Origin of the sequence: Photobacterium sp. GB-1 (genome assembly GCF_003026165.1) — a bacterium.
In the GTDB taxonomy this organism is placed as follows: domain Bacteria; phylum Pseudomonadota; class Gammaproteobacteria; order Enterobacterales; family Vibrionaceae; genus Photobacterium.
Genome location: NZ_PYOB01000006.1, coordinates 195,970 through 218,640 on the forward strand (window position 1 = coordinate 195,970; position 22,671 = coordinate 218,640).

24 protein-coding genes are annotated in these 22,671 nt (G+C 41.7%); 18 read left to right on the forward strand and 6 right to left on the reverse strand.

Translation table 11 applies throughout. From position 1 onward, the window contains the following. Positions 1–17: 17 nt before the first annotated feature. Entirely contained in the window at positions 18–227 is a 210-nt protein-coding gene (locus C9J45_RS09285) for a DUF1107 domain-containing protein (RefSeq protein WP_199187043.1), read from the reverse strand. Between the two features lie 443 nt (positions 228–670). Here C9J45_RS09285 and C9J45_RS09290 point away from each other — a divergent pair, with 443 nt between their 5' ends. The 3 genes from C9J45_RS09290 (at position 671) to nqrM (ending at position 1,704) form a co-directional block, all read left to right on the forward strand. Then, positions 671–961: a DUF134 domain-containing protein gene (locus C9J45_RS09290; protein WP_107246376.1), complete on the forward strand. Its 291-nt coding sequence runs from the start codon at positions 671–673 to the stop codon at positions 959–961. 75 nt (positions 962–1,036) lie between these two features. Continuing rightward, positions 1,037–1,507: a NifB/NifX family molybdenum-iron cluster-binding protein gene (locus C9J45_RS09295; protein ID WP_107287289.1), complete on the forward strand. Its 471-nt coding sequence runs from the start codon at positions 1,037–1,039 to the stop codon at positions 1,505–1,507. Next, entirely contained in the window at positions 1,504–1,704 is a 201-nt protein-coding gene (nqrM, locus tag C9J45_RS09300; protein WP_199190686.1) for a (Na+)-NQR maturation NqrM, read from the forward strand. Before C9J45_RS09295 ends, nqrM begins: the two co-directional genes overlap by 4 nt. Positions 1,705–1,751: 47 nt before the next feature. Here nqrM and C9J45_RS09305 read toward each other — a convergent pair whose 3' ends face one another. Next, the gene (locus C9J45_RS09305; protein WP_107292451.1) at positions 1,752–2,705 is read right to left on the reverse strand and encodes a LysR family transcriptional regulator; all 954 of its coding nucleotides are present in this window, start codon (positions 2,703–2,705) and stop codon (positions 1,752–1,754) included. Between the two features lie 230 nt (positions 2,706–2,935). Between C9J45_RS09305 and C9J45_RS09310 the strand changes: the two genes are divergently transcribed. Next, positions 2,936–4,066: a patatin-like phospholipase family protein gene (locus C9J45_RS09310; protein WP_107206617.1), complete on the forward strand. Its 1,131-nt coding sequence runs from the start codon at positions 2,936–2,938 to the stop codon at positions 4,064–4,066. A 52-nt stretch (positions 4,067–4,118) separates the two neighbouring features. Here the strand turns inward: C9J45_RS09310 and C9J45_RS09315 are convergent, their stop codons facing one another. Together C9J45_RS09315 and ygfZ are read right to left on the reverse strand one after the other, a co-directional pair. Then, positions 4,119–4,598, reverse strand: a complete 480-nt coding sequence (locus C9J45_RS09315) for an aminoacyl-tRNA deacylase (RefSeq protein ID WP_173425483.1) — start codon at positions 4,596–4,598, stop codon at positions 4,119–4,121. Then, positions 4,588–5,571: a tRNA-modifying protein YgfZ gene (ygfZ, locus tag C9J45_RS09320; protein ID WP_107260162.1), complete on the reverse strand. Its 984-nt coding sequence runs from the start codon at positions 5,569–5,571 to the stop codon at positions 4,588–4,590. Before ygfZ ends, C9J45_RS09315 begins: the two co-directional genes overlap by 11 nt. A 256-nt stretch (positions 5,572–5,827) precedes the next feature. Between ygfZ and C9J45_RS09325 the strand changes: the two genes are divergently transcribed. The 3 genes from C9J45_RS09325 to C9J45_RS09335 all read left to right on the forward strand — a co-directional run bounded on the left by C9J45_RS09325 (position 5,828) and on the right by C9J45_RS09335 (position 8,454). Further along, positions 5,828–6,088, forward strand: coding sequence for a succinate dehydrogenase assembly factor 2 (locus tag C9J45_RS09325; RefSeq protein ID WP_005371425.1), 261 nt, complete (start codon positions 5,828–5,830; stop codon positions 6,086–6,088). Beyond that, positions 6,060–6,473: a protein YgfX gene (locus tag C9J45_RS09330; RefSeq protein ID WP_107206650.1), complete on the forward strand. Its 414-nt coding sequence runs from the start codon at positions 6,060–6,062 to the stop codon at positions 6,471–6,473. Before C9J45_RS09325 ends, C9J45_RS09330 begins: the two co-directional genes overlap by 29 nt. Positions 6,474–6,624: 151 nt before the next feature. Continuing rightward, the gene (locus C9J45_RS09335; protein ID WP_107206619.1) at positions 6,625–8,454 is read left to right on the forward strand and encodes a methyl-accepting chemotaxis protein; all 1,830 of its coding nucleotides are present in this window, start codon (positions 6,625–6,627) and stop codon (positions 8,452–8,454) included. Positions 8,455–8,517: 63 nt separating this feature from the next. Here the strand turns inward: C9J45_RS09335 and nadB are convergent, their stop codons facing one another. Next, positions 8,518–10,134 (reverse strand): L-aspartate oxidase, encoded by a 1,617-nt coding sequence (gene nadB, locus C9J45_RS09340; RefSeq protein ID WP_107206620.1) that lies wholly within the window; start codon positions 10,132–10,134, stop codon positions 8,518–8,520. A gap of 568 nt (positions 10,135–10,702) precedes the next feature. On the opposite strand from nadB, the gene rpoE reads away from it, so the two are divergent. The 11 genes from rpoE to acpS all read left to right on the forward strand — a co-directional run bounded on the left by rpoE (position 10,703) and on the right by acpS (position 19,781). Further along, positions 10,703–11,281: an RNA polymerase sigma factor RpoE gene (rpoE, locus tag C9J45_RS09345; RefSeq protein ID WP_107206621.1), complete on the forward strand. Its 579-nt coding sequence runs from the start codon at positions 10,703–10,705 to the stop codon at positions 11,279–11,281. A gap of 23 nt (positions 11,282–11,304) precedes the next feature. After that, positions 11,305–11,961 carry an RseA family anti-sigma factor gene (locus C9J45_RS09350; RefSeq protein WP_199187045.1) on the forward strand — a complete coding sequence of 219 codons (657 nt, stop codon included), beginning with the start codon at positions 11,305–11,307 and terminating at the stop codon, positions 11,959–11,961. Continuing rightward, entirely contained in the window at positions 11,961–12,953 is a 993-nt protein-coding gene (gene rseB, locus C9J45_RS09355; RefSeq protein WP_107292452.1) for a sigma-E factor regulatory protein RseB, read from the forward strand. Before C9J45_RS09350 ends, rseB begins: the two co-directional genes overlap by 1 nt. A gap of 2 nt (positions 12,954–12,955) precedes the next feature. Beyond that, positions 12,956–13,453: a SoxR reducing system RseC family protein gene (locus C9J45_RS09360; RefSeq protein WP_107246383.1), complete on the forward strand. Its 498-nt coding sequence runs from the start codon at positions 12,956–12,958 to the stop codon at positions 13,451–13,453. A 76-nt stretch (positions 13,454–13,529) separates the two neighbouring features. Continuing rightward, positions 13,530–15,326 carry a translation elongation factor 4 gene (lepA, locus tag C9J45_RS09365; protein ID WP_107206625.1) on the forward strand — a complete coding sequence of 599 codons (1,797 nt, stop codon included), beginning with the start codon at positions 13,530–13,532 and terminating at the stop codon, positions 15,324–15,326. Positions 15,327–15,467: 141 nt separating this feature from the next. Continuing rightward, positions 15,468–16,367 carry a signal peptidase I gene (lepB, locus tag C9J45_RS09370; protein ID WP_045150084.1) on the forward strand — a complete coding sequence of 300 codons (900 nt, stop codon included), beginning with the start codon at positions 15,468–15,470 and terminating at the stop codon, positions 16,365–16,367. Positions 16,368–16,377: 10 nt separating this feature from the next. Then, positions 16,378–17,052, forward strand: a complete 675-nt coding sequence (rnc, locus tag C9J45_RS09375) for a ribonuclease III (protein ID WP_107206626.1) — start codon at positions 16,378–16,380, stop codon at positions 17,050–17,052. Further along, positions 17,049–17,954, forward strand: coding sequence for a GTPase Era (gene era / locus C9J45_RS09380; RefSeq protein ID WP_005371444.1), 906 nt, complete (start codon positions 17,049–17,051; stop codon positions 17,952–17,954). Before rnc ends, era begins: the two co-directional genes overlap by 4 nt. An 8-nt stretch (positions 17,955–17,962) precedes the next feature. After that, positions 17,963–18,673: a DNA repair protein RecO gene (gene recO / locus C9J45_RS09385; protein ID WP_005371446.1), complete on the forward strand. Its 711-nt coding sequence runs from the start codon at positions 17,963–17,965 to the stop codon at positions 18,671–18,673. Beyond that, a complete protein-coding gene (gene pdxJ, locus C9J45_RS09390) occupies positions 18,670–19,401 on the forward strand; it encodes a pyridoxine 5'-phosphate synthase (RefSeq protein ID WP_045128801.1) in 732 nt (243 codons plus the stop codon). The genes recO and pdxJ overlap by 4 nt, the downstream gene beginning before the upstream one ends. Further along, on the forward strand, positions 19,401–19,781 hold the full coding sequence (acpS, locus tag C9J45_RS09395; protein ID WP_105060928.1) for a holo-ACP synthase: 381 nt from the start codon (positions 19,401–19,403) through the stop codon (positions 19,779–19,781). The genes pdxJ and acpS overlap by 1 nt, the downstream gene beginning before the upstream one ends. Positions 19,782–19,880: 99 nt before the next feature. On the opposite strand, the gene barA is transcribed toward acpS, so the two are convergent. After that, positions 19,881–22,670, reverse strand: a complete 2,790-nt coding sequence (gene barA, locus C9J45_RS09400; protein WP_107246385.1) for a two-component sensor histidine kinase BarA — start codon at positions 22,668–22,670, stop codon at positions 19,881–19,883. Between the last annotated feature and the right edge of the window lies 1 nt (position 22,671).

Consider the following 22,671-nt stretch of genomic DNA (forward strand, 5'->3'; position numbering starts at 1 on the left):
ATCGTTAGCAATAGTGTTTAAGCTTCATAGGTTTCACGTAAGCGTCTTACTTCTAAATTCACCTCATTCACGGTATCGTAATGACGTTTCTTTGCTTTGATAGGAACCAGTAGTAAACCATTTTCAAAATGGTACCCACCGCGTCCGTCAATGTAGAGGCGACCACTAAATAAGCGACTGATATGTTTGGCGATTAATTTTGGTAAGTAGCGTTTAAACATCCGCATAATACTGCTAACTCCAACCTTCCTGGCTATTGACGGCGCTAAGTATAGCAGTTTGTGCATGACACTTCTGTGACATAATTAGCATATGCTGTTTCCTATATGTAACTATCTAACTTATTAATTAGCAAATAAATAAAAATCCAGACAATTATTCTGATTTTAAGTTTTTTGGTATTGTCGAATAAAATAAACAGATTCTATTTTTTAAGGTAGTTCGCGTCATCTTCACGCCTGTTATCTTCTCTTCGCTACAATATCCGCGCATGGTACTTTCATCTTCATTATTTTTTAAAGCCGTTATATTGGGATTTTATTTTGTGAATTTATAAATCATCAATGTGTTTAGATAAGAAAAATTTTTATTGCTTGTTACGTATCTAGATCAAAGTAATGTTTTTGGCATACGCCAATAATTCACCATAGTTAGATGGATAAGGTGAACCATGGCTAGGCCTAAGATTGAACGTCGAATAGGATGTCGTCCTGCGTACAGTTGCTTTAAGCCCAATGGCGTACCGATGAAAGAACTCGTGTCATTGCGTTTAGATAGCGATGAATTAGAAGCGCTTCGGTTAGTTGATATGCAAGGTTTGCAACAGCTAGAAGCGGCAAAGCAACTCGGTGTCTCTCGTCAAACATTAGGCAATATAGTGGCATCGGGACGAAAAAAAGTGGCGCAAGCGTTAGTTCAAGGGTTGGCGTTAGAACTTGACGGTTATATGCCAACACCATGAACGCTTTTATTTTGATAAGTGATAAAAGCGATCATATTCGTTGTGAGCGCTCGGTTAAGTGAGTGAGGAAAAATTATGGCAATGGCGATTGCGTTAACACCCCGTGAGCAGGTTGCAGGGCATTTTGGAAAAGCGGCTGTTTTTGTTATTTACGATCAACAAGGACAGCAAGTGGCTAGAATTGAAAATACAGGTAGCCGCGAACTAGGCTGTAAGCATAAAAAAATAATCCAAAGTCAACTGGTTGAGTATGGCGTGTCTGAAATTGTCTTAGGTAATATTGGTCAGCGTTCACTGGCTCGATTATTACATGCAGGCTTTCATGTTAGTCGAGTTGCACCACGCACAACATTGGCTGATGTGTTATCAGGTAGCGCAGTAAAAGAAGCGTTAACATCGGCAGAGCAAGGTCGTGATTGTAAGCGTGAAAAAGGCGCATGTGGCTGCGGTTGCGGCACTAAAAAGAAAGCGCCTGTTGCTAAAGTAGGGATGTCATCATTATCGCCTGTTAGCGGTTTAACAAAAATTGGCGGTTTTAAGTTGTGACCACATTTCTGTTAACACTAGGTATTTTTCTGCTTGTTATTTTTGCTATGGCGATAGGTTGGTTTTTAAAACAACGTACCATCAAAGGCAGTTGTGGTGGTTTAGCCAACGTGGGTGTTGATAAAGAATGTAAATGCGATGAACCTTGTGACGAACACAAGTTATACCAAATTCAAGAACCTCAATCGGGTAAGTAGTCGTAGAAAGCAGAGTATGTATGACTCTGCTTTTTTGTTATCCGTTATTATTGTTGGAGTTGTTTTACCTGTTCGATAACCGTACTGGCAACTCGTTGACGTAGCCACTCATTTCGAGGGTGAGTACCATTACGATGTAACCATAATAAACGAATATCGAAATCTGCAATATCGACAGGGGTGGGGCATTGGGTCAAATCATCATGAAACAGATCTAATTGTGCCATTAAGCGAGAAACCACACACAGTAAATCCCTTCTTTTGAGTAAATGGCGGATGGTCAAAAAGTTACGTGAACCTACCGCGACTTGACGTTGTAAGGCATGATTTTTTAGTTGCTCATCAACTTGGGTAATGAGTTGTCCATCTGGTGACACTAAGGCATGCGGATGCGCACTATATTGTTCTATGGTGATAGGGGCATTGAGTCCGGTTGCTTTGCTATCGAATAAACAAACATGATCTTCGGTATATAAATATTGGCTACTAATATCTTTACCCATATTTGTCATTGAACCAATCACCAAGTCTAATCGTTGATCATTAAAAACGGTTTGATAGTTATGCCGATCAACATTAAAGAAGCTGAGATGGCTATGTGGTGAGCAAGTATGAATGGCATCAAAAATGGCGGGTGCGAAAAGTAACTCTGCGTAGTCGGTTAAGCCTATTTTAAACGTTCCAGTGAACAGCTCTGGCTCAAATGTACTCGGTTGTAATAACTCTCTAGTGATTAAGTTTAGAATTTTTTCGACAGTGACCGAGAGCTCTAACGCTTTTTGTGTTGGGATCATATTGTGTCCTTGACGTTCAAATAAAGGATCGTCAAGGAGCTGCCTTAAACGCGACAAATTATGACTCATGGCAGATTGTCCAATCGCAAGTTTGTTTGCCGCCTTCGTAACACTTTGTGTTTCCATTAGAGCGGAAAAGGAGATCAGTAGGTTGAGATCAACCCCACGCCAGTTGATATCTTTTTTATGTGAAGGAGAAACAGACATAGTATGGAATACCTAGTTAGGAATAACATTAATAAGCGAAATTGGCACAATAAAAGAGCGAGTATCAAAGAGTGCTAATTGCAAGAGTAAAATATGAAACAAATTGCAATTGATAAAAAACAGCTTGTGAGTTCGCCTTGTTTTATATCGATTATCTGTTTTTTTATCAAGCTGGTGCCTTTTTAATCTGTAGAGTAATACTCGGACTTATCAGATAAATAGGGATGATGATGGCTAGAACACGTACTAAGAAAAAACCAAAGGTTTGCCTTGTTCTACAAGGTGGTGGTGCATTAGGTGCTTATCATATTGGCGCGTATCAAGCACTGGAAGAAGCGGGATACACACCAGACTGGTTTGCTGGCATTTCTATCGGCGCGTTGAACAGTGCCATCTTGGCTGGCAATGAACCTGAAGATCGTTTAAATAAATTGGCTGACTTTTGGGATCGTATATCAAGACCTGAGACTGATGTTGATTTATTACCAGCCATGGCACCGATGTTTAATACTTTTAGTGCATCTCAAGCATTAACAATGGGCCAACCTGGCTTTTTTGTACCGCGTATTATTAATCCATGGTTGTCATTGCCTGGTGAATCAGCAACCAGCTTTTATGATACTAGCCCGTTATTTTCCACTATCGATGACCTGTCTGATTTTTCTCTTATTAATCAACAGAAAGCCCGTTTAACTGTTGGCGCAACAAGTGTCACCAAGGGAGAGTTGGTATTTTTTGATAGTCATACACAGCCATTACAACCCGCTCATGCTATTGCGAGTGGATCTTTACCACCCGGTTTTCCAGCCACCAAAATTGGTGATGATCATTATTGGGATGGTGGGTGCGTTTCCAATTCACCGATCAATGGTATTTTAGATTTAGCTGAAAAAGATGAAGATTTACTCGTCTTTATGGTTGATTTATGGAATGCGAAAGGTGAATTACCACAAACCATGAGTGAAGTGTTATGGCGTGAAAAAGAGATCCAATACGCGAGTCGCTCTTGTGAGCATATTGAAGCGCTTGTAGCAAAACGTAATCTTGATCATATTTTAGAACATTCAAAAGATGTTGTTGATAGTGAACAAGTGCCTGATGTGGTGTCACTAAAAATAGGCAGGCATATTGATATCGTGCATATTACGTTTGATCCACTGAAAGGCCATATTCCATTAAGTGATGCAGAGTTCTCACGTCGTTCTATTCGTTTACGCCGTGAAGCCGGCTATGAAGATATGACGAAAGCTATTAAAGAATCGCCATGGACGCAAAGAAGTAAAAAATTACCCACGCATTATCATCCCCGCCAAGACCACGGTGGATGGGTAGAAGATGATGAGATAAGTAAAGCCAGTTAACGTGTTAGAATTAAATGAAAGCCCCTTAGTTTGGGGCTTTATTTTTAATGGATTAGTCTCGGCTGATATCACCAAACATAGGATCACATAAGATCACTAAATCATCGGTAGCTAACTCAAGCCCAGCCATACGATCACCACTACTAATGTTCACTTTAGTATGTTGCTCTATTTGATGATCGAAAATAATAGGTAGTGGGCGTTTCAAGCCTAATGGCGCAACCGTGCCAATGACTAAACCTGTGATTTTTTCAACATCAGACGCATCAGCACAGGTCATACGACGACAACCAAATAGCTCACGGACTTTCTTAGGATCAACAGCATTCGGGCCTGGTACACAGGCTAAAACATGAAACCCTGCCATATCTTTGAGCAAAATGGATTTGACCAGTTGCTTTGGGTCAACCCCACGTTCTTGAGCCGCTTCCTCTATAGTTTTTGCTGGCTTGCTGTGATGAAGAAGGCGAAAATCAACGCCTTCTTCTTCAAGAAAACGGGTAACAGCAGTATCGATAGAATTATGCGTCATCATCTAAAGCGTAAGGTAATGGATGTTTTTCCCAGATAGCATCTGGTTGTAATGCAAATCGAAATTGTGCATCGTCATCGAGATCGTTTGGTAATACCACTAAAGCTAACGCTTGTTGATCATTAAATTGGTAGCCAGTGATAACCGTACCACCTTTACGCCAGTTTTCACCAACGCTACGTTCAAGTGCATCACCTGCCTGTGGGCATTGTGTGGATTCACCGCTCACGATGTACATTGCGCGTTTGTTAATACCGCGGTATTTTGCACGAGCAACCGTTTCTTGGCCTGTGTAACACCCTTTTTTAAAGCTAATACCATTAACCGCCTGAAGGTTCATCGCTTGTGGAATAAATTCAAGTTCAGTTACTGCTTCAACACGGGGGAGGGCTGCTTTTATATCGTATAAGTTCCACAACGCAGCATCGGTTAGCGTTGCGTTAGCCGCAAAGTGTTGAGCAACCGTTTCAGCATGCTCAGGTGGTGTGATAACAAACCAACGTAAGTTATCTACTTTTACCGCGGTTGCTGTGTCGTTATGACGGACATCATCATTACCTGTAAAGTAGTTATCAATCGCGTTTTGAGCTTGTTCTCCACTAAGACCTAGGACTACGTCAGTTGATTGATTAATGTCGGTTTTAGAGAAAACCGCGTATTTTTTTAGCTCAGGGATCTGGGTTGCCATGACAGTTTGGCGTTGAAGATAACCATAGCCATTGTTGATATGGAAAATACGCATCACAGTACGCATTTTACCTTTTGCATCACAATGTGCTGCTAATGTTGATTTACCCGCTTCTAGTGATACAAGATCACAGGTTAACTGACCTTGTAAATAGGCTTTACTGTCGGCACCAATTAACGTGACCATCCCCCAGTCATCAAGCTTACTTAATGCTAAAGCTGGAAGAGGATCTTGCGATGATAAAGCAAGGGGGGAAAACGTTAGATTTGTTGACCAAGTACTCATATCTCTGTCCACAGAATGTTGTCATTATTACGACATGGTATACCAAGTAAATGAAATAATTAACCATCGTCTCGCTGTGGAAATCAGACAAGAGTCATTGAGAGGGGATTTATCGTTTTCATGTCTCATCTTTAATGATTGCTTGTTTAAGCGCATGGTCGGGAAGTGATGTCACTGCTACTATAAATAGCTGTTTCTCTTTGTTTTAAATCTACAGCATTAAATAGGTTTTTAGTTCTAGTTATCGAGGTTAAATATGTTAAGCGCGGAAGATAAAGCACGAGTTAAATGGGCATGCCGACGTGGAATGCTAGAGTTAGATGTGATTATTATGCCGTTCTTTGAAGAGCGTTTTGATGAACTATCAGAGCAACAGCAGCAAGATTTTATTAATCTATTAACGTGTGATGATCCTGATCTTTTTACATGGGTGATGAAACACGGCCGCAGTGAAAATGAAGCCCATGCAAATATGGTGGATATGATTGTTGCTCACAACAACAGTAAATTACGCTGATCTTTATTTATTCCCATCTAAATTACAGATAGCCACATTAACGGTAGCTTACCTGTGTGTGGCTATATTCCTCTTATTCTCAAGTTCCTTACTTATTCTTCCTATTACTTTGATTTTGTGTGAGAAGCTGTATGACGAATACCTTAATTCGGCGATATACAGTTATCGATTACAAGGGCGTTTGCGACTTTCTTCTGTGGGGGAAGTTTATTATCAACAGCAACGAGGTCGCGTGATTTATGCTCGCCCGTTAACCCGTTGGTTGATCATATTTAAAGTGGAGGGGCTATCTCATCGTTGGGTTATTGTCTGGCGTGATAGTTTGTCCGAACGTCATTATCGCCATTTAAAAATGTTTACTTATCTTTACTTCTCGTTCCGTTAATTTTGGAAAGCCTCAGTTTGTACTAGTTAGATTGTGAGCTGAATTCAGAGTTTTTATCTTTATTTAAATTTTTTATTACATTTTTATTTCAATTCGCGGTAAAAATATATATTGATAAAAATAATAATAACTATAAAAACAGGAATTAAAAATGAAAATAAAACATAAGTTAATGGGGCTCAGTGTTATCTCTGTTATCGCTTTAGTTTCTGTACTTGCTATGAGTAAACTAGCTAACGACAGAGTTGAAACTATCGGTCATGTGGTGCAAGGGATAGGTCAACTAGAAGTAACATTGCTTAACTTAAGGCGTAATGAAAAAGACTTTTTGATGCGTAAGAACTTGAAGTATCGCGCTAAGTTTCAAAATAATATCAGTTTATTCAAGCAACAACTCTCTCTCTTAAATCAAGAGTTATCCGATCTGTCTATCGCTGTTCCTGAACTTGATAAATTGCCTGTTGCGATGACAAATTACCAGCAAAAAATGATGGCGTTAATTTCAGCCTATGAGGTGCAGGGCTTAGATACTTCGCAGGGTAAATACCGCACCTTTTTATCTTCTTCTGAAAAAATCAATCAGTTAGTGGTTGAGAAAGACATCAATGCGCCAGCATTATATGAACTTATTCAAACGGCTAAGTTGTTTGTTCTTACTGGTGATCCTGAATACGCCACGTTATATCAACAACAGTTGGCGAAGAATAACGCCCAGTTTATGGCTGATTATGGCAATGCATTTAGTGTTTTTACCGCCGCTGTTGAGGCTGTATTACAACAAAAAATGATTATTGGGCTCAGTTACAACCAAGGATTACGAGGAGATATTCGCACTCAATCCCATTTGGTTGAAAAGACATTTGCGACTGTTAGTGAGCGGTTGACGCAGCTGATTGATGAGCAAAAACAAAAGATTATCGCGATAACCAGTGTGGTTGTAATTATAATTATAGCGCTATTACTTGGCTTATCGTGGGTTATTAGTATGTCGATTCAACGCCGGTTAACCAGTTTAAGTTCGTTAATGGCTCAAATTGCAAAGAGCCATGATTTAAGTTTACAAGCAGATCAAAGCGGTAATGATGAATTTAGTCAAATGGCTCAAAATTTTAACTATCTATTAGCACATTTACGTCAGTTGATTGGAAATGTAAAAGCCGCTGTAGAGCAACTAAGCGATGCATCAGGATCATTACAGCAACGAAGTCGTGATACCGAAAAGGCAATGAAACAACAACAAGAAGAGACTAATTCTGTTGCCACTGCTATTACTGAAATGGGCATAACTATCCGTGAAATATCAAACAATACTGAAGTGGCAGCTGCGAATGCTGAGCGTAGCCAGCATATTGCACAAGAAGGTATTGATGAAGTGAGCGCGACGAAGGATCGTATTCGTTTATTGGCCGTGAATTTAGAAAATACCAATGGGGAAGTCGAAAGTTTATCGAGTTTATCTGAAGAAATTGGCTCAGTATTAGATGTAATAATGTCGATTGCAGAGCAAACGAATTTATTAGCATTAAACGCGGCAATTGAAGCGGCAAGGGCTGGAGAGCAAGGTCGAGGTTTTGCGGTTGTTGCTGATGAAGTTCGTTCTCTGGCATTACGTACACGCCAATCGACAGAAGAAATCACAACCATTATTAGTTCGTTACAGCGGCAAACAGATCAAGTAGTAACGCATATTGTGGATTGTCGCGAGCAGGGCGAAGCCAGTGTAGAGCAAGTTAATAGTGCTGAGCATAAGATTGCGAGCATCATGTCAGAAATGCAGCAAATTATGGATATGAGTACACAAATAGCGACTGCTGTGGAGCAGCAAAGTATCACTTCTGAAGATATTACGGTGAACATTACTTCTATTCGAGATATTACAGAAAACAATTTTCAGGTTGCTCATCAAAATGCCGTGGTAGCAAATGTAGTGGCAGAGCAAGCCGAAGAATTAGACAAAGCTATTACTGGCTATAAAGTGTAGTGGTTGTAACGAAAAAATCCCGACATTTGGTCGGGATTTTTATTGAAGCTGGCTACTGGTAACTTAGCGATTTTCAGGTACTAATACGGTGGGTTTGGCATTTTCGTCTAACTCTGGGTAATCCAGAGTATAGTGAAGACCGCGGCTTTCTTTTCGCTCAATAGCACAACGAATGATGAGCTCAGCAACTAATACAAGGTTACGTAGTTCAATTAAATTGTTTGAAACTCGGAAATGACTGTAATACTCGCTAATTTCATTTTTCAGTAACTCTATTCGGTGCATGGCACGTTCAAGTCGTTTGGTTGAACGGACAATACCGACATAATCCCACATAAATAAACGTAATTCGTGCCAGTTATGTTGGATAACGACTTCTTCATCCGAGTTACTGACTTTACTTTCATCCCATATCGGTAGCGCTGGTGGTATGACAATGGTATCCATTTTTGCTTGAATATCTTTTGCTGCTGACCAAGCATAAACCACACACTCTAGCAGTGAATTTGATGCCATACGATTGGCACCATGCAAGCCTGTGTAACTCACTTCACCAATAGCATATAAACCATCAATATCCGTTTTACCTTTTTTATCAACCATAACGCCACCACAGGTATAGTGAGCGGCGGGAACAATAGGAATAGGCTCTTTCGTGATATCAATGCCGTAGCTTTGTAGCTTTTCATCAATCATCGGGAAGTGTTTTTTAACAAAGTCTGCAGGTTTATGACTGATATCAAGGTACATGCAGTCAGCGCCTAAACGTTTCATTTCATAGTCGATGGCACGGGCAACAATATCACGAGGCGCGAGCTCTGCACGCTCATCAAATTCAGGCATAAAACGAGAGCCATCAGGACGACGTAAATACGCCCCTTCTCCACGCAGTGCTTCTGTTAGCAAGAAAGTCTGGGCTTCAGGGTGGAATAAACAGGTTGGGTGAAACTGATTGAACTCAAGGTTTGCCACACGACAACCAGCACGCCACGCCATGGCGATACCATCACCGGAAGAAACGTCTGGGTTAGAGGTATATTGATAGACTTTTGAAGCACCGCCAGTGGCTAGAATAACGAATTTAGCCCCCAGTGTTTCTACCATTTCTTTATCACGATTCCACACATAAGCGCCTAATACGCGGTTTGATTCGGTATCTGGGTTAAGTTTTTTTTCAGTGATTAAATCGAGCGCATTATGACGTTCTAAAATGGTAATATTGGGATGATTACGGGCTTGATCTTGAAGTGAGGTTTGCATTGCCATGCCTGTTGCATCAGCGGCATGGAGAATACGACGATGGCTGTGGCCGCCTTCACGGGTTAAGTGAAAACGAGGGTTATCATCACTATCAGATTCTTCACGATCAAACGGTACGCCGCCATCAATCAACCACTGAACACATTCTTTAGCATTCTCGGCAATAAAACGAACGACGTCTTTATCACATAAGTGGGCGCCAGCAATAAGGGTATCTTCAACATGTGAATCGATGCTGTCTGATTCATCAAATACTGCAGCTATTCCGCCCTGTGCGTAATAAGTTGCGCCTTCATTCAGCGGTCCTTTACATAACACGGTAACATTGGCAGAAGAAGAAAGGTGTAGTGCTAATGATAGGCCAGCGGCACCGCTGCCAATAACCAGTACATCGCAGTTATGTTGATGAATCTGATTCATACTTGATCTCATATCCTTTTGTTATCTGTCCGTATCCTAACAAACTCACGTCAAATTAGCATGAAAATTGTACGACAAATAAGTTTTATAGACGATTAAGTATTCAAATATATCGCATGACAATTTTTATACCTAGCGTCAATGCGCGAACGAATGGCGATAAAAGGTGAATAACAAAAAACTTATGTCACGTAATAATCCTAAAACTTGTTATTAATTTTGCTTTTTTCACGCTGAAAAGCCCGTTAATATCGTGAATTAAGGTAAGATAGTGATCACTTATATACACCGTGCATAAGTCACAGTGATAAAAGAATTAGTAAAATAAGCCGAAATTATTTAATGGGCGTAGGAACTTTGCCATTATCCTCCGGTCATAAGTAGTGCTCATGCTCATAAATATTTCATAACTCAATGATTTGTTTAAGGTGACACTCGGCTTATTTCGCGTTACGACGCCGAACAAATCATGATATAGCATTTTTGATAGAGCACTAACGCAAGTATTTGTGGCTTTATTTAGCTAATGCAATATTGAGTAAAGACAGATATAGGAGTACACGCTCGAATGAGCGAGCAGCAAACTGATCAGGTATTAATTGAGCGAGTACAGCGGGGAGATAAGCAAGCTTTCAACCTTCTGGTTATTAAATACCAGAACAAAGTTTGTAACCTTGTATCACGTTATGTCAGTAATTCTGGTGATGTACCAGATGTGGCGCAAGAGGCGTTTATTAAGGCGTACCGAGCGTTGCCAACATTCCGTGGTGAGAGTGCCTTTTATACATGGCTCTACCGAATTGCAGTCAATACCGCAAAAAACTATTTAGTCGCTCAGGGGCGTCGTCCGCCTGCATCTGATGTTGATGCAGAAAATGCGGAATACTATGAAAGTGGTAGTGCGCTGAAAGAAATTTCGAACCCTGAGAACCAAATGTTGTCAGATGAATTGAAGCGGGTTGTTTTTAGCACGATTGAAGCGCTACCAGATGATCTCAAAACCGCAATCTCATTACGTGAACTGGATGGTCTAAGTTATGAGGAAATTGCAGAGGTAATGGGATGTCCAGTAGGTACAGTTCGCTCTCGTATATTCCGTGCACGTGAGGCGGTTGAAAAACGTATCCGTCCTCTCATGCAGCAATAATGTTGCACCCAACGGTGGAAAAAATGGCTGATAAAGAAAAGATCTCGGCATTACTTGATGGCGAAGAGCTAGATCAGAGCATTATAAATGCGCTGACTGTTGACAAAGAAGATGAGCTTATATGGCGTGACTACACCTTAATTGGTGATGTGTTACGCGGTGATGCTCCGCAATGCAAAGAATGGAATATTGCAGCGAATGTCGCATTAGCGTTAGACGATGAACCTGCCCATTCAGTTGGACATACTGAAACACCCGTTGCGGTTGTTGCAGAGCCAATTTCGCAAGCAATTGAAGATCAACCAACACCATTTAAAGCCAAGCATACGTTACCGTCATGGCTTACTCAATTTGGCCAAGTGGCCGTTGCTGCTTGTGTCTCTTTAGCTGTTATTGTTGGCGTCCAGCAGTATGATAATGAAGATAATTCATCAGGTTCAACTAACAATGATGTGCCTGTGTTACAAACCATTCCGTTTACAGGTAAAGCGGAACCGGTAAGTTTAAATACCAATATGGCAAGCAATACAGATCGTGCACCAACTGAAGCGCAGTTGATGGAGCAACGTCGTCGTATTAACTCCATGTTGCAAGATTATGAGTTACAGCTGCGTTTTAATGCGCAAGACGGCAGCCTTGATCACTCTTTACTTAAACAACATAATTCTGTGGCAGATTAATGAAAAAGATTCTGGTCGGTGCGATAGCATTGGTCAGCTTGCTTTTGCCTCTCCAAGCCTTTGCTGAAGCTGAAAAGCCTTCGGCAGAGGCTTTGTTGCTTCAAATGGAGCAGGCAAGCCAAAAGCTGAGTTACGAAATATCTTACATTCGAGTAAAAAAGAACAGTATTGATACCTTGCGTTATCGACATGCGTTAGAGGATGGTCAAGGCTATAGTCATTTACTCTACTTAAGTGGCCCTCCTCAAGAAGTGATTCAACGCGGTAATGAGGTGAGTTACTTTGAGCCCGGTCTTGATCCATTCACCGTAAAAAGTGCAAAAATAGTGGCGCCTATCATGCCGCTTATGAAGGCTAATATTCAAGATTTAGCCCATTACTATGATTTCATTTCAATGGGCCGCGCACGAGAAGCGGGTGTTACCTGCGATGTTATCCGTATTGCACCCAAAGACGGCGAACGTTACTCATATTTAATATGGATTGATCAGCTAAGTCACTTAGTGATGCGTGCTGATTTATTAGATCGAAATGGTGATTTATTAGAGCAATTTCGCGCTGTTTCTTATGCGGTGAATCCGAAAGTGGCTGAAATGCTCAGCAAGTTAAAAACGGTAAAACTACCAGAAGTGGTAAAATTACCAGTACAAGAAAAAGCTAACCTTGATTGGAAAGTGTCATGGTTACCAGATGGCTTTAAATTAATTTCAGGCGATCGCCACCGCCTATTAATGACAGAGCGCCCGGTTGAAAGTCGGATGTACAGTGATGGTTTATTTAGCTTCTCTGTATATGTGTCTGATATTGATAGTTATGCGTTAAGTGGGCAACTTGTCCGTCAAGGTCGCCGAACATTGAGCAATATAGTTAAAGACAATAAAGAAATTACGGTTGTCGGCGATATTCCGCCACCAACAGCAAGACAGATTGCAGAAAGTGTCACTTTCGATAACACTAAAGGGACACCCAATAAGGCAGTAAAAGGTAATTAGTCATGATGCGCACTTTAGCGACAGTGACCGCTGTTGAAAAAGGAATGGTAACGGTAAGTTGCCAGCAACAAACAAGCTGTGGCCATTGTGCATCACGTGATAGTTGCGGAACAGGCATTGTAACGAAAGCAATGCCTGGTCGTGTCCATGATGTAAAAATAGCGACGCAATCGCCGCTCTCTATCGGGCAGGTAGTTGAAATCGGCTTATCTGAGCGAAGTATGTTAAGCTCTGCCTTATTGATCTATATGCTCCCATTGCTTTTTTTACTGTTAGGCAGTGCATTGGGGCAATGGGTATTTGTTGATTTAGCCCACAGTAACGAACTGGGTGTTATCAGTTCTGCTGTTATTGCGACAACGTTAGGATTACTGATTGCACGGCACTATGCCAAACGCTTAGAAGGTAATTCAGCGTATAAGCCAACCCTTATTCGAGTTCTCGGCGCACCGATTTCATCAGATAAGCTGATAAATGCCGCATCGAAAGATAGCGAGTAGCGTTTAAATTCGGTAGAATCCGACAACTTGATCGTAAGATCCCATTCATTTTAATCACGAGCTAGTCACGCCATTCATGAAGCACATTCGTAACTTTTCGATTATCGCACATATCGACCATGGTAAGTCGACCTTATCCGACCGTCTAATTCAAGTTTGTGGCGGCCTTTCTGATCGAGAAATGGCTTCACAAGTTTTAGATTCTATGGATCTTGAACGCGAACGCGGTATTACCATCAAAGCCCAGAGCGTGACGCTCGATTACACGGCTAAAGATGGTGAAACTTATCAATTAAACTTTATCGACACACCGGGACACGTAGACTTCTCATACGAAGTTTCTCGTTCACTTGCTGCTTGTGAAGGCGCATTGCTGGTGGTTGATGCGGGTCAGGGCGTTGAAGCTCAGACTCTTGCTAACTGTTACACTGCCATTGAGATGGATTTGGAAGTAGTGCCAATCTTAAATAAGATTGACTTACCTGCGGCTGAACCTGAGCGTGTAGCTGAAGAAATTGAAGACATTGTTGGTATCGATGCTATTGATGCTGTTCGCTGTTCAGCGAAAACAGGCTTGGGTGTTGACGATGTTCTTGAAAAGATTGTTGAAGCAATTCCTGCACCTGAAGGTGATCCAGATGCGCCATTACAAGCGCTAATCATTGATTCATGGTTTGATAACTACTTAGGTGTTGTTTCTTTAGTTCGTATTAAAAACGGTAAGCTAAAGAAAAATGACAAGATTAAAGTTATGACCACAGGTCAAATCTGGGGTGTTGACCGTTTAGGTATTTTCACACCAAAACAAATTGATACAACAGAGCTAAATACAGGTGAAGTTGGTTGGGTTGTTTGTGGTATTAAAGATATTCTTGGCGCACCTGTAGGTGATACTTTAACGCTGGCAAAAGGTGGTTGTGAAACCGCGCTGCCTGGCTTTAAGAAAGTGAAACCGCAGGTATACGCAGGTCTATTCCCTGTTTCTTCTGATGATTATGAAAACTTCCGTGATGCTTTAGGTAAATTAAGCCTGAATGATGCGTCATTGTTTTATGAGCCAGAAAGCTCGTCTGCGTTAGGTTTTGGTTTCCGTTGTGGTTTCTTGGGTATGCTTCATATGGAGATTATTCAAGAGCGTCTAGAGCGTGAATATGATCTAAACCTGATCACTACAGCACCGACTGTAGTGTATGAAGTGAAGAAAACAGACGGCACAATGTTGTACGTTGATAGCCCAGCTAAACTGCCAGCAGTGAATGATATCGAGATTATGGGTGAGCCAATTGCTCGCTGTAATATTTTGGTGCCAAGCGAATACTTAGGTAATGTTATTACCTTATGTATTGAAAAGCGTGGTGTACAGGTTGATATGGTTTACCACGGCAATCAAGTTGCACTAACGTATGATATTCCAATGTCAGAAGTGGTTCTGGATTTCTTTGATCGCTTGAAATCAACATCTCGTGGTTATGCGTCACTTGATTATAATTTCCAGTGTTACCAAGAATCAGACATGGTACGTGTTGATATTCTTCTTAATGGTGAGCGTGTTGATGCACTTGCTATCATTACTCACAAAGATAACTCACAATCTCGTGGTCGTGATGTTGTTGAAAAAATGAAAGAGTTTATCCCTCGTCAGATGTTTGATATTGCAATTCAAGCCGCGATTGGTACGCATATTATTGCTCGCTCTACCGTGAAGCAATTACGTAAAAACGTAATCGCTAAGTGTTATGGCGGTGATATTAGTCGTAAGAAGAAACTGTTGCAGAAACAGAAAGAAGGTAAGAAGCGTATGAAGCAGATCGGTAACGTAGAACTGCCTCAAGAAGCATTCTTAGCGATTCTTCATGTGGGTAAAGATAAATAATTATCTTTAGCTAGTAAGCTTCAAAACGATTAGAAAGTGCTTATTTATTAATTAAATGGCACTTTCTTTTACTCTGACGCTCTAAATGGGGCAGAGCAGATCAACATTCTTCTGTTGGTCGGGTTAAACATAAGGGATAACATGGCAAACACTTTTTCTTTGATTCTGGTACTAGCTACGCTAGTAACAGGGATCATTTGGGCACTTGATAAGTTTCTTTGGGCACCGAAGCGTCAATTAAAAATAGCTGCAGCAGCTGAACAATCCGGTGGTCAAGTTGATGCTAAAACGCTAGAAAGTGTTGCGCCACAGCCTGCATGGGTTGAATCAGCAAGTTCAATGTTCCCTGTCATTGCTTTGATCATGGTATTCCGCTCTTTTATTTATGAACCTTTTCAAATTCCATCAGAATCAATGCTACCAACTTTATACGTAGGTGATTTTATTCTGGTTGAAAAATTTGCTTATGGTCTACGAGACCCTGTTTTCCACGATAAAATCGTCAGTACAGGTGAGCCAAAGCGTGGTGATGTAGTGGTGTTTAAATTCCCACCTCAGCCAAAGATTGATTATATTAAGCGTGTTGTTGGCCTACCTGGCGATACTGTTCGCTACAGTGAAGATAAGCAACTGTGTATTCAACCTAAAGGTACTTCAGTATGTAAACCGGTTAAATTAACCGATATGACTGATAGTGACTTTAAGCAAGGAATGGCACGTTTAGTTGAGTTTAAAGAACAACTGGGTGATGTTGATCACCATATTCTGATCAACCCATTACGTCGTGATCGTCGTATGGCATATGAGCCTCGTCCTGGTATTGGTGAGTGGGTTGTACCAGAAGGAAACTATTTTGTTATGGGTGATAACCGTGACAATAGTGCTGACAGTCGTTACTGGGGCTTTGTGCCAGAAGCGAATCTTGTTGGCAAGGCGGTAGCTATTTGGATCAGCTTTGAGTTTGATCGACAAGCAGATAGTTTACTTCCATCTTGGATCCCTACCGGTGTACGTTTTAATCGTATCGGTAGCATTAAATAATCGAGAGAAAATGACAACTCCAGCGAATAGGCTTCAGCGCAAGCTGGGCTACCAATTTACTAATTGTGAGTTGATGACATTAGCACTGACACATCGCAGTGCTAATGGCACCCACAATGAGCGCCTAGAGTTTTTAGGTGACTCTATTTTAAGTTTTGTTATTGCTGATGACTTATATCACCGTTTTCCTTCAGTGGATGAAGGTGATATGAGCCGAATGCGTGCAACACTAGTCCGTGGAAAAACATTGGCAGAGCTAGGTCGGGAATTCGAGCTTGGCGACCATTTGTTACTGGGACCTGGCGAGTTAAAGAGTGGTGGCTTCCGTCGCGATTCGATTCTTGCTGACTGTGTTGAAGCAATCATTGGCGCGATTTATCTAGATAGCGATGTTGAGCAAGTACGAAGTATCGTATTGGCTTGGTATAAAACTCGTCTTGATACGATTGAGCCAGGTATCAATCAAAAAGATCCAAAAACACGTCTTCAAGAGTGTTTACAAGGTCGTCGTTTACCGCTACCTGCATATACTGTAACTAAGGTACAAGGTGAAGCTCATAATCAAGAGTTCACAGTACAGTGTGACGTAACAGGTTTGGATAAACCTGTAATTGGCAAAGGCGGCAGTCGGCGCAAGGCAGAGCAGGCAGCAGCAGAACTTGCACTAAATCAGTTGGAATCATGACAGATAAACAACATTGTGGCTTTATCGCCATTGTTGGTCGACCGAATGTCGGTAAATCAACCTTGCTAAACCGTTTAGTGGGGCAGAAGTTATCTATTACTTCTCGTAAACCACAAACCACGCGCCACCGTATTATGGGTGTAGACACACGTGACGGCTATCAAGCTGTGTATGTTGATACTCCAGGATTGCACATTGAAGAAAAACGTACAATTAACCGTTTAATGAACCGTGCTGCAAGCAGTTCATTAACCGATGTTGAATTAGTATTGTTTTTAGTTGATGGCACTATGTGGACGGCTGACGATGAGATGGTATTAAACAAGCTGGCAAAGAGCCAGTTACCAACGGTATTGTTAGTGAATAAAGTTGATAACGTAAAAGATAAGCATGAGCTATTCCCTCACTTGCAAGAGCTTGCAAGTAAGATGGAGTTTGTTGATGTGATTCCGGTATCAGCAAAGCATGGTACAAACATTGATGCGGTAGAGAAAATCGTACGTCAGCACTTACCTGAATGTGAGTACTACTTCCCTGAAGAATACGTAACTGATCGTTCTCAACGCTTTATGGCCTCTGAAATTATCCGTGAAAAGCTGATGCGTTTTACGGGGGATGAATTGCCATACGCTGTGACGGTTGAAATCGAGCGATTCGACTACAACCCTGAAACCGATGGTTTCGATATCAATGGTTTGATTCTGGTTGAGCGTAAAGGCCAGAAGAAAATGGTGATTGGTAAAGGTGGCGATAAAATCAAAGTGATAGGGCGCGAAGCGCGTTTAGACATGGAAGACTTGTTTGAACGTAAAGTTTACCTTGAACTTTGGGTTAAAGTGAAATCAGGTTGGGCAGATGACGAACGTGCACTGCGTAGCCTTGGTTACATCGACGACTTATAAGGGTAGTAATGGAAGGGCTACAGCGTTGTTTTGTCCTTCATTCTCGTCCCTATAGTGAGACGAGCCTGATCCTTGATGTATTTAGCGAGGATCATGGCCGTCTTACTCTTCTTTCTAAAGGCGCTCGCCGTAAACGTTCTAATCTAAAAGGCACACTCCAACCTTTTACTCCCTTATTTATGAAGTGGAGTGGTAAAGGTGCGATGCCTGTTCTCACTCATGCCGAACCTATCAGTATAGGTTTACCCTTACGCAGCTATATTTTATATTCAGCAATGTATGTGAATGAAATACTGGTACGTGTATTGGGCAACCATACCCCTTACCCACAGTTGTTTCTGGATTATTTGAATGTGCTTAGAGAGCTAGCACAAGCGGATAACCCAGAGCCTGCTTTGCGCCGCTTCGAGCTTTCTCTGCTACATCATCTAGGCTACGGGATTGATTTTCTGCATTGCGCTGGTAGTGGATTAAGTGTTGAAGATGATATGACCTATAACTATCGCGAGCAGCAGGGGTTTATTGCTTCAATGAAAATTGGTTTATTAACCTTTCGTGGTAATGAATTAAAAGCCATTGCTGCGAGGCGATTTGAAACCCCAGAGCAGTTGCGGGCAGCAAAACGATTTACAAGGATGGCATTAAAACCGTATCTTGGTTCTAAGCCATTAAAAAGCCGGGAATTGTTTATCCCGCGAGGAAGGAGAATCGGAACATGAACAATATATTACTTGGCGTGAACATCGATCATATTGCGACATTACGTAATGCACGTGGTACACGTTACCCAGATCCTGTTCATGCTGCAGAAGTAGCCGAGCGAGCAGGCGCTGATGGCATCACTATTCATTTGCGTGAAGATCGTCGTCACATTAATGATCGTGATGTGCGTATTTTACGTGAGACGATCCAAACTCGCATGAATTTAGAAATGGCCGTCACTGATGAAATGGTGGCAATTGCGTTAGATGTTAAGCCTGAATATGTTTGCTTAGTACCAGAAAAGCGTGAAGAGTTAACCACAGAAGGTGGTCTAGATGTCGCAGGTCAACTTGAAAAAGTAAAAGCGGCAACAGAAAAACTTACAGCTGCTGGGATCAAAGTGTCACTTTTCATTGATGCTGATCGCGCGCAAATTGATGCAGCTCATGCATGTGGCGCACCGTTTATTGAGCTTCATACTGGGCAATACGCAGAAGCGACAACCGAAGAGGCACAATCGGATGAGCTGAAGAAGATTGCTGCAGGTGCAAGCTACGCTCACAATTTAGGTATTAAAGTAAATGCAGGACATGGTTTAACTTATCACAATGTTAAGCCGATAGCCGCATTGCCAGAGCTGTATGAACTTAACATTGGTCATTCTATTATGGGACGGGCAATGTTTGATGGGTTAGAAAAGTCAGTGGCTGATATGCGTTTGCTAATGCAGGAAGCGCGTGGTTAATGGCGATTGTTGGTTTAGGGACTGATATTGCTGAAATTGAGCGAGTCGAAAAAGTCTTTGCTCGCTCGGGTGATGCGTTCGCCCAGAAAATACTGTCTAGCTCTGAGCTTGAACAGTTTCAGCAATTAAAGCTAAAAGGGCGCTTTTTAGCTAAACGATTTGCGGTAAAAGAAGCAGCATCAAAAGCACTCGGTACCGGTATTGCGTGTGGCGTCTCTTTCCATGATTTTACGGTTAAAAATGATGAGCGTGGTAAGCCATTACTGAGCTTATCAGGTAAAGCGAATGAACTAGCGCAAGCAATGGGCGTGAATCATGTTCACCTTACCATTGCTGATGAGCGTCATTACGCTGTTGCAACGGTCATTTTAGAACGTTGAATCGTGATTCGTTTTTCACGTTAATAAATAAAAAAGCGGTAGATAATATATCTACCGCTTTTTTGATCGTTAGCTTATCTGTTTTAAAACAAAAACGGGTTAGTTTCGATAGTCTTTAGACGCTTTGACAATGTTATCCATTTCATCAACCAGCTCTAATAGCTCTGGTTCAATATTGGACAGGGTTGCATTAGCCTTAAGTGCGGTTTCAATTTCCAAACATAAATTCTTCAGGCGTGGAACACCGCTGTAAGCGCAGCTACCGTGTAATTTATGAATCGGTGGCCAGAGTTCAACATCTTTCCCATCCAGTGCTTCATTTACCAGCATTTCTACCTCAGGCATGAAATCAAGCAGCATTTGCAGCATGTCATAGGCTAAATCTTCTTTTCCTGCCGCTTGTTTTAACGCTAAATCCCAATCAAAACTAACGTGGTTATTGTTTATTACTGGAGCGACATCATTAACTTGTCCTTCAAGCGTCACTGGCATTCTGTTTACAGATGGTGGCGTTGCTTGCGGTGTGGTTGGGGCAATCCATTTTGCTAAAATTTGCTGCAGAATCTGCTCTTCAATCGGTTTGGTGAGGTAATCATCCATACCTGCATTGATTAAGCGCTCGCGCTCACCTGCCATAGCATGAGCGGTAACAGCAATCACTGGGGTATTTTTATTAAGTGCTGTTTCATGGATTTTCTGACAGGCTGTCACGCCATCCATTTCCGGCATTTGAATATCCATAAAGATCAAATCAAAGGCTTTACTTTGAGCATATTCAACCGCTTTTTTACCACCGGTTGCGGTAATAACGGTTTCAACTCGTTCACCAAGTAGTGCAGAAATCAGTTTTAAGTTCGCTGGGTTATCATCAACCGCCATCACCGTTAGTGGTTGTAGTGTTTCGGTAGTGGTGGGTAATAAAGGTACTTCTAATTCACTTTGCTGCTCATCATCATTATCGCAGAGTGCTTCAAACAGTTTACGTTGCGCCAGCGGTTTACCTAGACAGGCTGACACACCTGTTTGGGTCAGTTTTTCTGATAACGCAAGTTCTGTTGTCGGTAAGCAAACCAAGACCTTTTCAGCGGTTTGCTCTGCTTTAAATACATCATTGAGTATGACTGGCAGTGGTGGCTGCTCACCCGGCGATAAACACAATAGAGCGAAGTCATGGTGATCAATATCATCAGGCATAGAAGCGCGGTAAGTAACATGTACGCCTGCTAACATTAGACGTTGCTGTATCACTGATGCTGCTTGCATGTTGGCCTCAACCAGAAGTAATGACTTACCTTCAAGTGAAGTGGTATCAATAGGCTGTGATACAGGTAGATCTGTTTTGTTCATTTTGATGGTGAACCAGAAGGTCGAGCCTTGGTGTAAGCGACTAGTTAAGCTCACTTCACCGCCCATTTGACTTACCAGTTTCTGGGTGATCACAAGGCCTAATCCTGTACCGCCATAACGGCGAGAAATACTGGCGTCGGCTTGGCTAAATGCTTGGAATAATTGCGCTTGCTGACGCTCTGAAATACCAATACCAGTATCGCGGACCATAAATTGCAGGGCGATATTATTATCGACTTCGGATTTTAACTCGACAGAGACATCAATATTGCCATGCTCGGTAAACTTAACGGCATTACCAATTAAGTTAGTGACCACTTGCTGAATACGTAATGGGTCACCAATTAAGCCTGCTGGAATACGATCGTCAATCTTCAGTGTCAGCTCTAGGCCTTTTTCGTGGGCACTTGGTGCAAGTAAGCGCATGACTTCATCGAGTGAATCTGTAAAGTCGAAAGGAATGTTTTCCAGTAACAGTTTACCCGCTTCGAGCTTCGAGAAATCGAGAATGTCATTGATGATGGTCAGCAGGTTATTGGCTGAATTCTCAATCGTTAATAGGTAATCTTTCTGGCTAGTATTCAATTTGGTTTTGAGCATTTGTCGGGTAAAGCCAATGACCCCATTTAGCGGAGTGCGGAGCTCATGAGACATATTGGCTAAAAACTCTGATTTCACCCGTGCCGCTTCCTGCGCACGCTTTTTCGCAATATCTAATTCAACGTTCTGAATTTCTAGCTGCTCTAAAGTTTCACGTAGATCGGATGTTGCTTGATCGATACTTTGTTGCATTTCAATGTGGTATTCCGACAACGAAATTGCCATAGCATTAATACCGTTTTTCAGGGTATCTAATTCGCCCAACAATCGGCCTTCAATTCGAATATCAAGGTGGCCGCGACGGATCCTATCTACCACACTGATCATATGAGAAATGGGTTGTGTTACGTCTTGCATCAAGCGATACGCAAACAATGATGACAGGGTTAAGCCCAGTAATAACACCATTAAGGCGGTAAATACTTCTTGGTATTGTTGTAGACGTAGCGTGCTGAGATCCAGCTCGATAGCGATATAGCCGAGGGCTTTACCACGAACATCGCTACCAACATTCGTTCCAAATTGACCTTCGGTAAGAATGGGCGCGCGTAATATTAAGGTGTTATCGGTTAACTGGGTATCCAGTAGCCGAGGAATAGGTTTGCCCTTTGGGTACATGAAGGAATCAAAATTACGGTGAAAGTTAGATGTGGCAAAAATATGGTTATGGTTATCAAACACCGCGATGCTGCGGATGATGTCGGAATGTTTTCTATGGGTATAACCAATCAACCGACGAATTGCTTCTCGGTTTTTTTCTGTCATGCCGTATTCCGCTGAAATAGCTAACGGCTCGATGATACTTGCACCTGTAGAAATCAGCTGATGTTCTAGATCCTGATAACGGCTCATGGTGAAAAAAGCGCTTAATAATAAGCCAATAATAAGTGTAGGTGCTAATGTCAGAGTAAATACTCTGGCACGAAGTCCATATCTGGTCATG

Coding starts and splice junctions, on each gene's coding strand:
- C9J45_RS09285 (WP_199187043.1), bottom strand. CDS start 227: ATGCGGATGTTTAAACGCTACTTACCAAAATTAATCGCCAAACATATC.
- C9J45_RS09290 (WP_107246376.1), top strand. CDS start 671: ATGGCTAGGCCTAAGATTGAACGTCGAATAGGATGTCGTCCTGCGTAC.
- C9J45_RS09295 (WP_107287289.1), top strand. CDS start 1,037: ATGGCAATGGCGATTGCGTTAACACCCCGTGAGCAGGTTGCAGGGCAT.
- C9J45_RS09305 (WP_107292451.1), bottom strand. CDS start 2,705: ATGTCTGTTTCTCCTTCACATAAAAAAGATATCAACTGGCGTGGGGTT.
- C9J45_RS09310 (WP_107206617.1), top strand. CDS start 2,936: ATGGCTAGAACACGTACTAAGAAAAAACCAAAGGTTTGCCTTGTTCTA.
- C9J45_RS09315 (WP_173425483.1), bottom strand. CDS start 4,598: ATGACGCATAATTCTATCGATACTGCTGTTACCCGTTTTCTTGAAGAA.
- ygfZ (WP_107260162.1), bottom strand. CDS start 5,571: ATGAGTACTTGGTCAACAAATCTAACGTTTTCCCCCCTTGCTTTATCA.
- C9J45_RS09325 (WP_005371425.1), top strand. CDS start 5,828: ATGTTAAGCGCGGAAGATAAAGCACGAGTTAAATGGGCATGCCGACGT.
- C9J45_RS09335 (WP_107206619.1), top strand. CDS start 6,625: ATGAAAATAAAACATAAGTTAATGGGGCTCAGTGTTATCTCTGTTATC.
- nadB (WP_107206620.1), bottom strand. CDS start 10,134: ATGAATCAGATTCATCAACATAACTGCGATGTACTGGTTATTGGCAGC.
- rpoE (WP_107206621.1), top strand. CDS start 10,703: ATGAGCGAGCAGCAAACTGATCAGGTATTAATTGAGCGAGTACAGCGG.
- C9J45_RS09350 (WP_199187045.1), top strand. CDS start 11,305: ATGGCTGATAAAGAAAAGATCTCGGCATTACTTGATGGCGAAGAGCTA.
- rseB (WP_107292452.1), top strand. CDS start 11,961: ATGAAAAAGATTCTGGTCGGTGCGATAGCATTGGTCAGCTTGCTTTTG.
- C9J45_RS09360 (WP_107246383.1), top strand. CDS start 12,956: ATGATGCGCACTTTAGCGACAGTGACCGCTGTTGAAAAAGGAATGGTA.
- lepA (WP_107206625.1), top strand. CDS start 13,530: ATGAAGCACATTCGTAACTTTTCGATTATCGCACATATCGACCATGGT.
- lepB (WP_045150084.1), top strand. CDS start 15,468: ATGGCAAACACTTTTTCTTTGATTCTGGTACTAGCTACGCTAGTAACA.
- rnc (WP_107206626.1), top strand. CDS start 16,378: ATGACAACTCCAGCGAATAGGCTTCAGCGCAAGCTGGGCTACCAATTT.
- era (WP_005371444.1), top strand. CDS start 17,049: ATGACAGATAAACAACATTGTGGCTTTATCGCCATTGTTGGTCGACCG.
- recO (WP_005371446.1), top strand. CDS start 17,963: ATGGAAGGGCTACAGCGTTGTTTTGTCCTTCATTCTCGTCCCTATAGT.
- pdxJ (WP_045128801.1), top strand. CDS start 18,670: ATGAACAATATATTACTTGGCGTGAACATCGATCATATTGCGACATTA.
- acpS (WP_105060928.1), top strand. CDS start 19,401: ATGGCGATTGTTGGTTTAGGGACTGATATTGCTGAAATTGAGCGAGTC.
- barA (WP_107246385.1), bottom strand. CDS start 22,670: ATGACCAGATATGGACTTCGTGCCAGAGTATTTACTCTGACATTAGCA.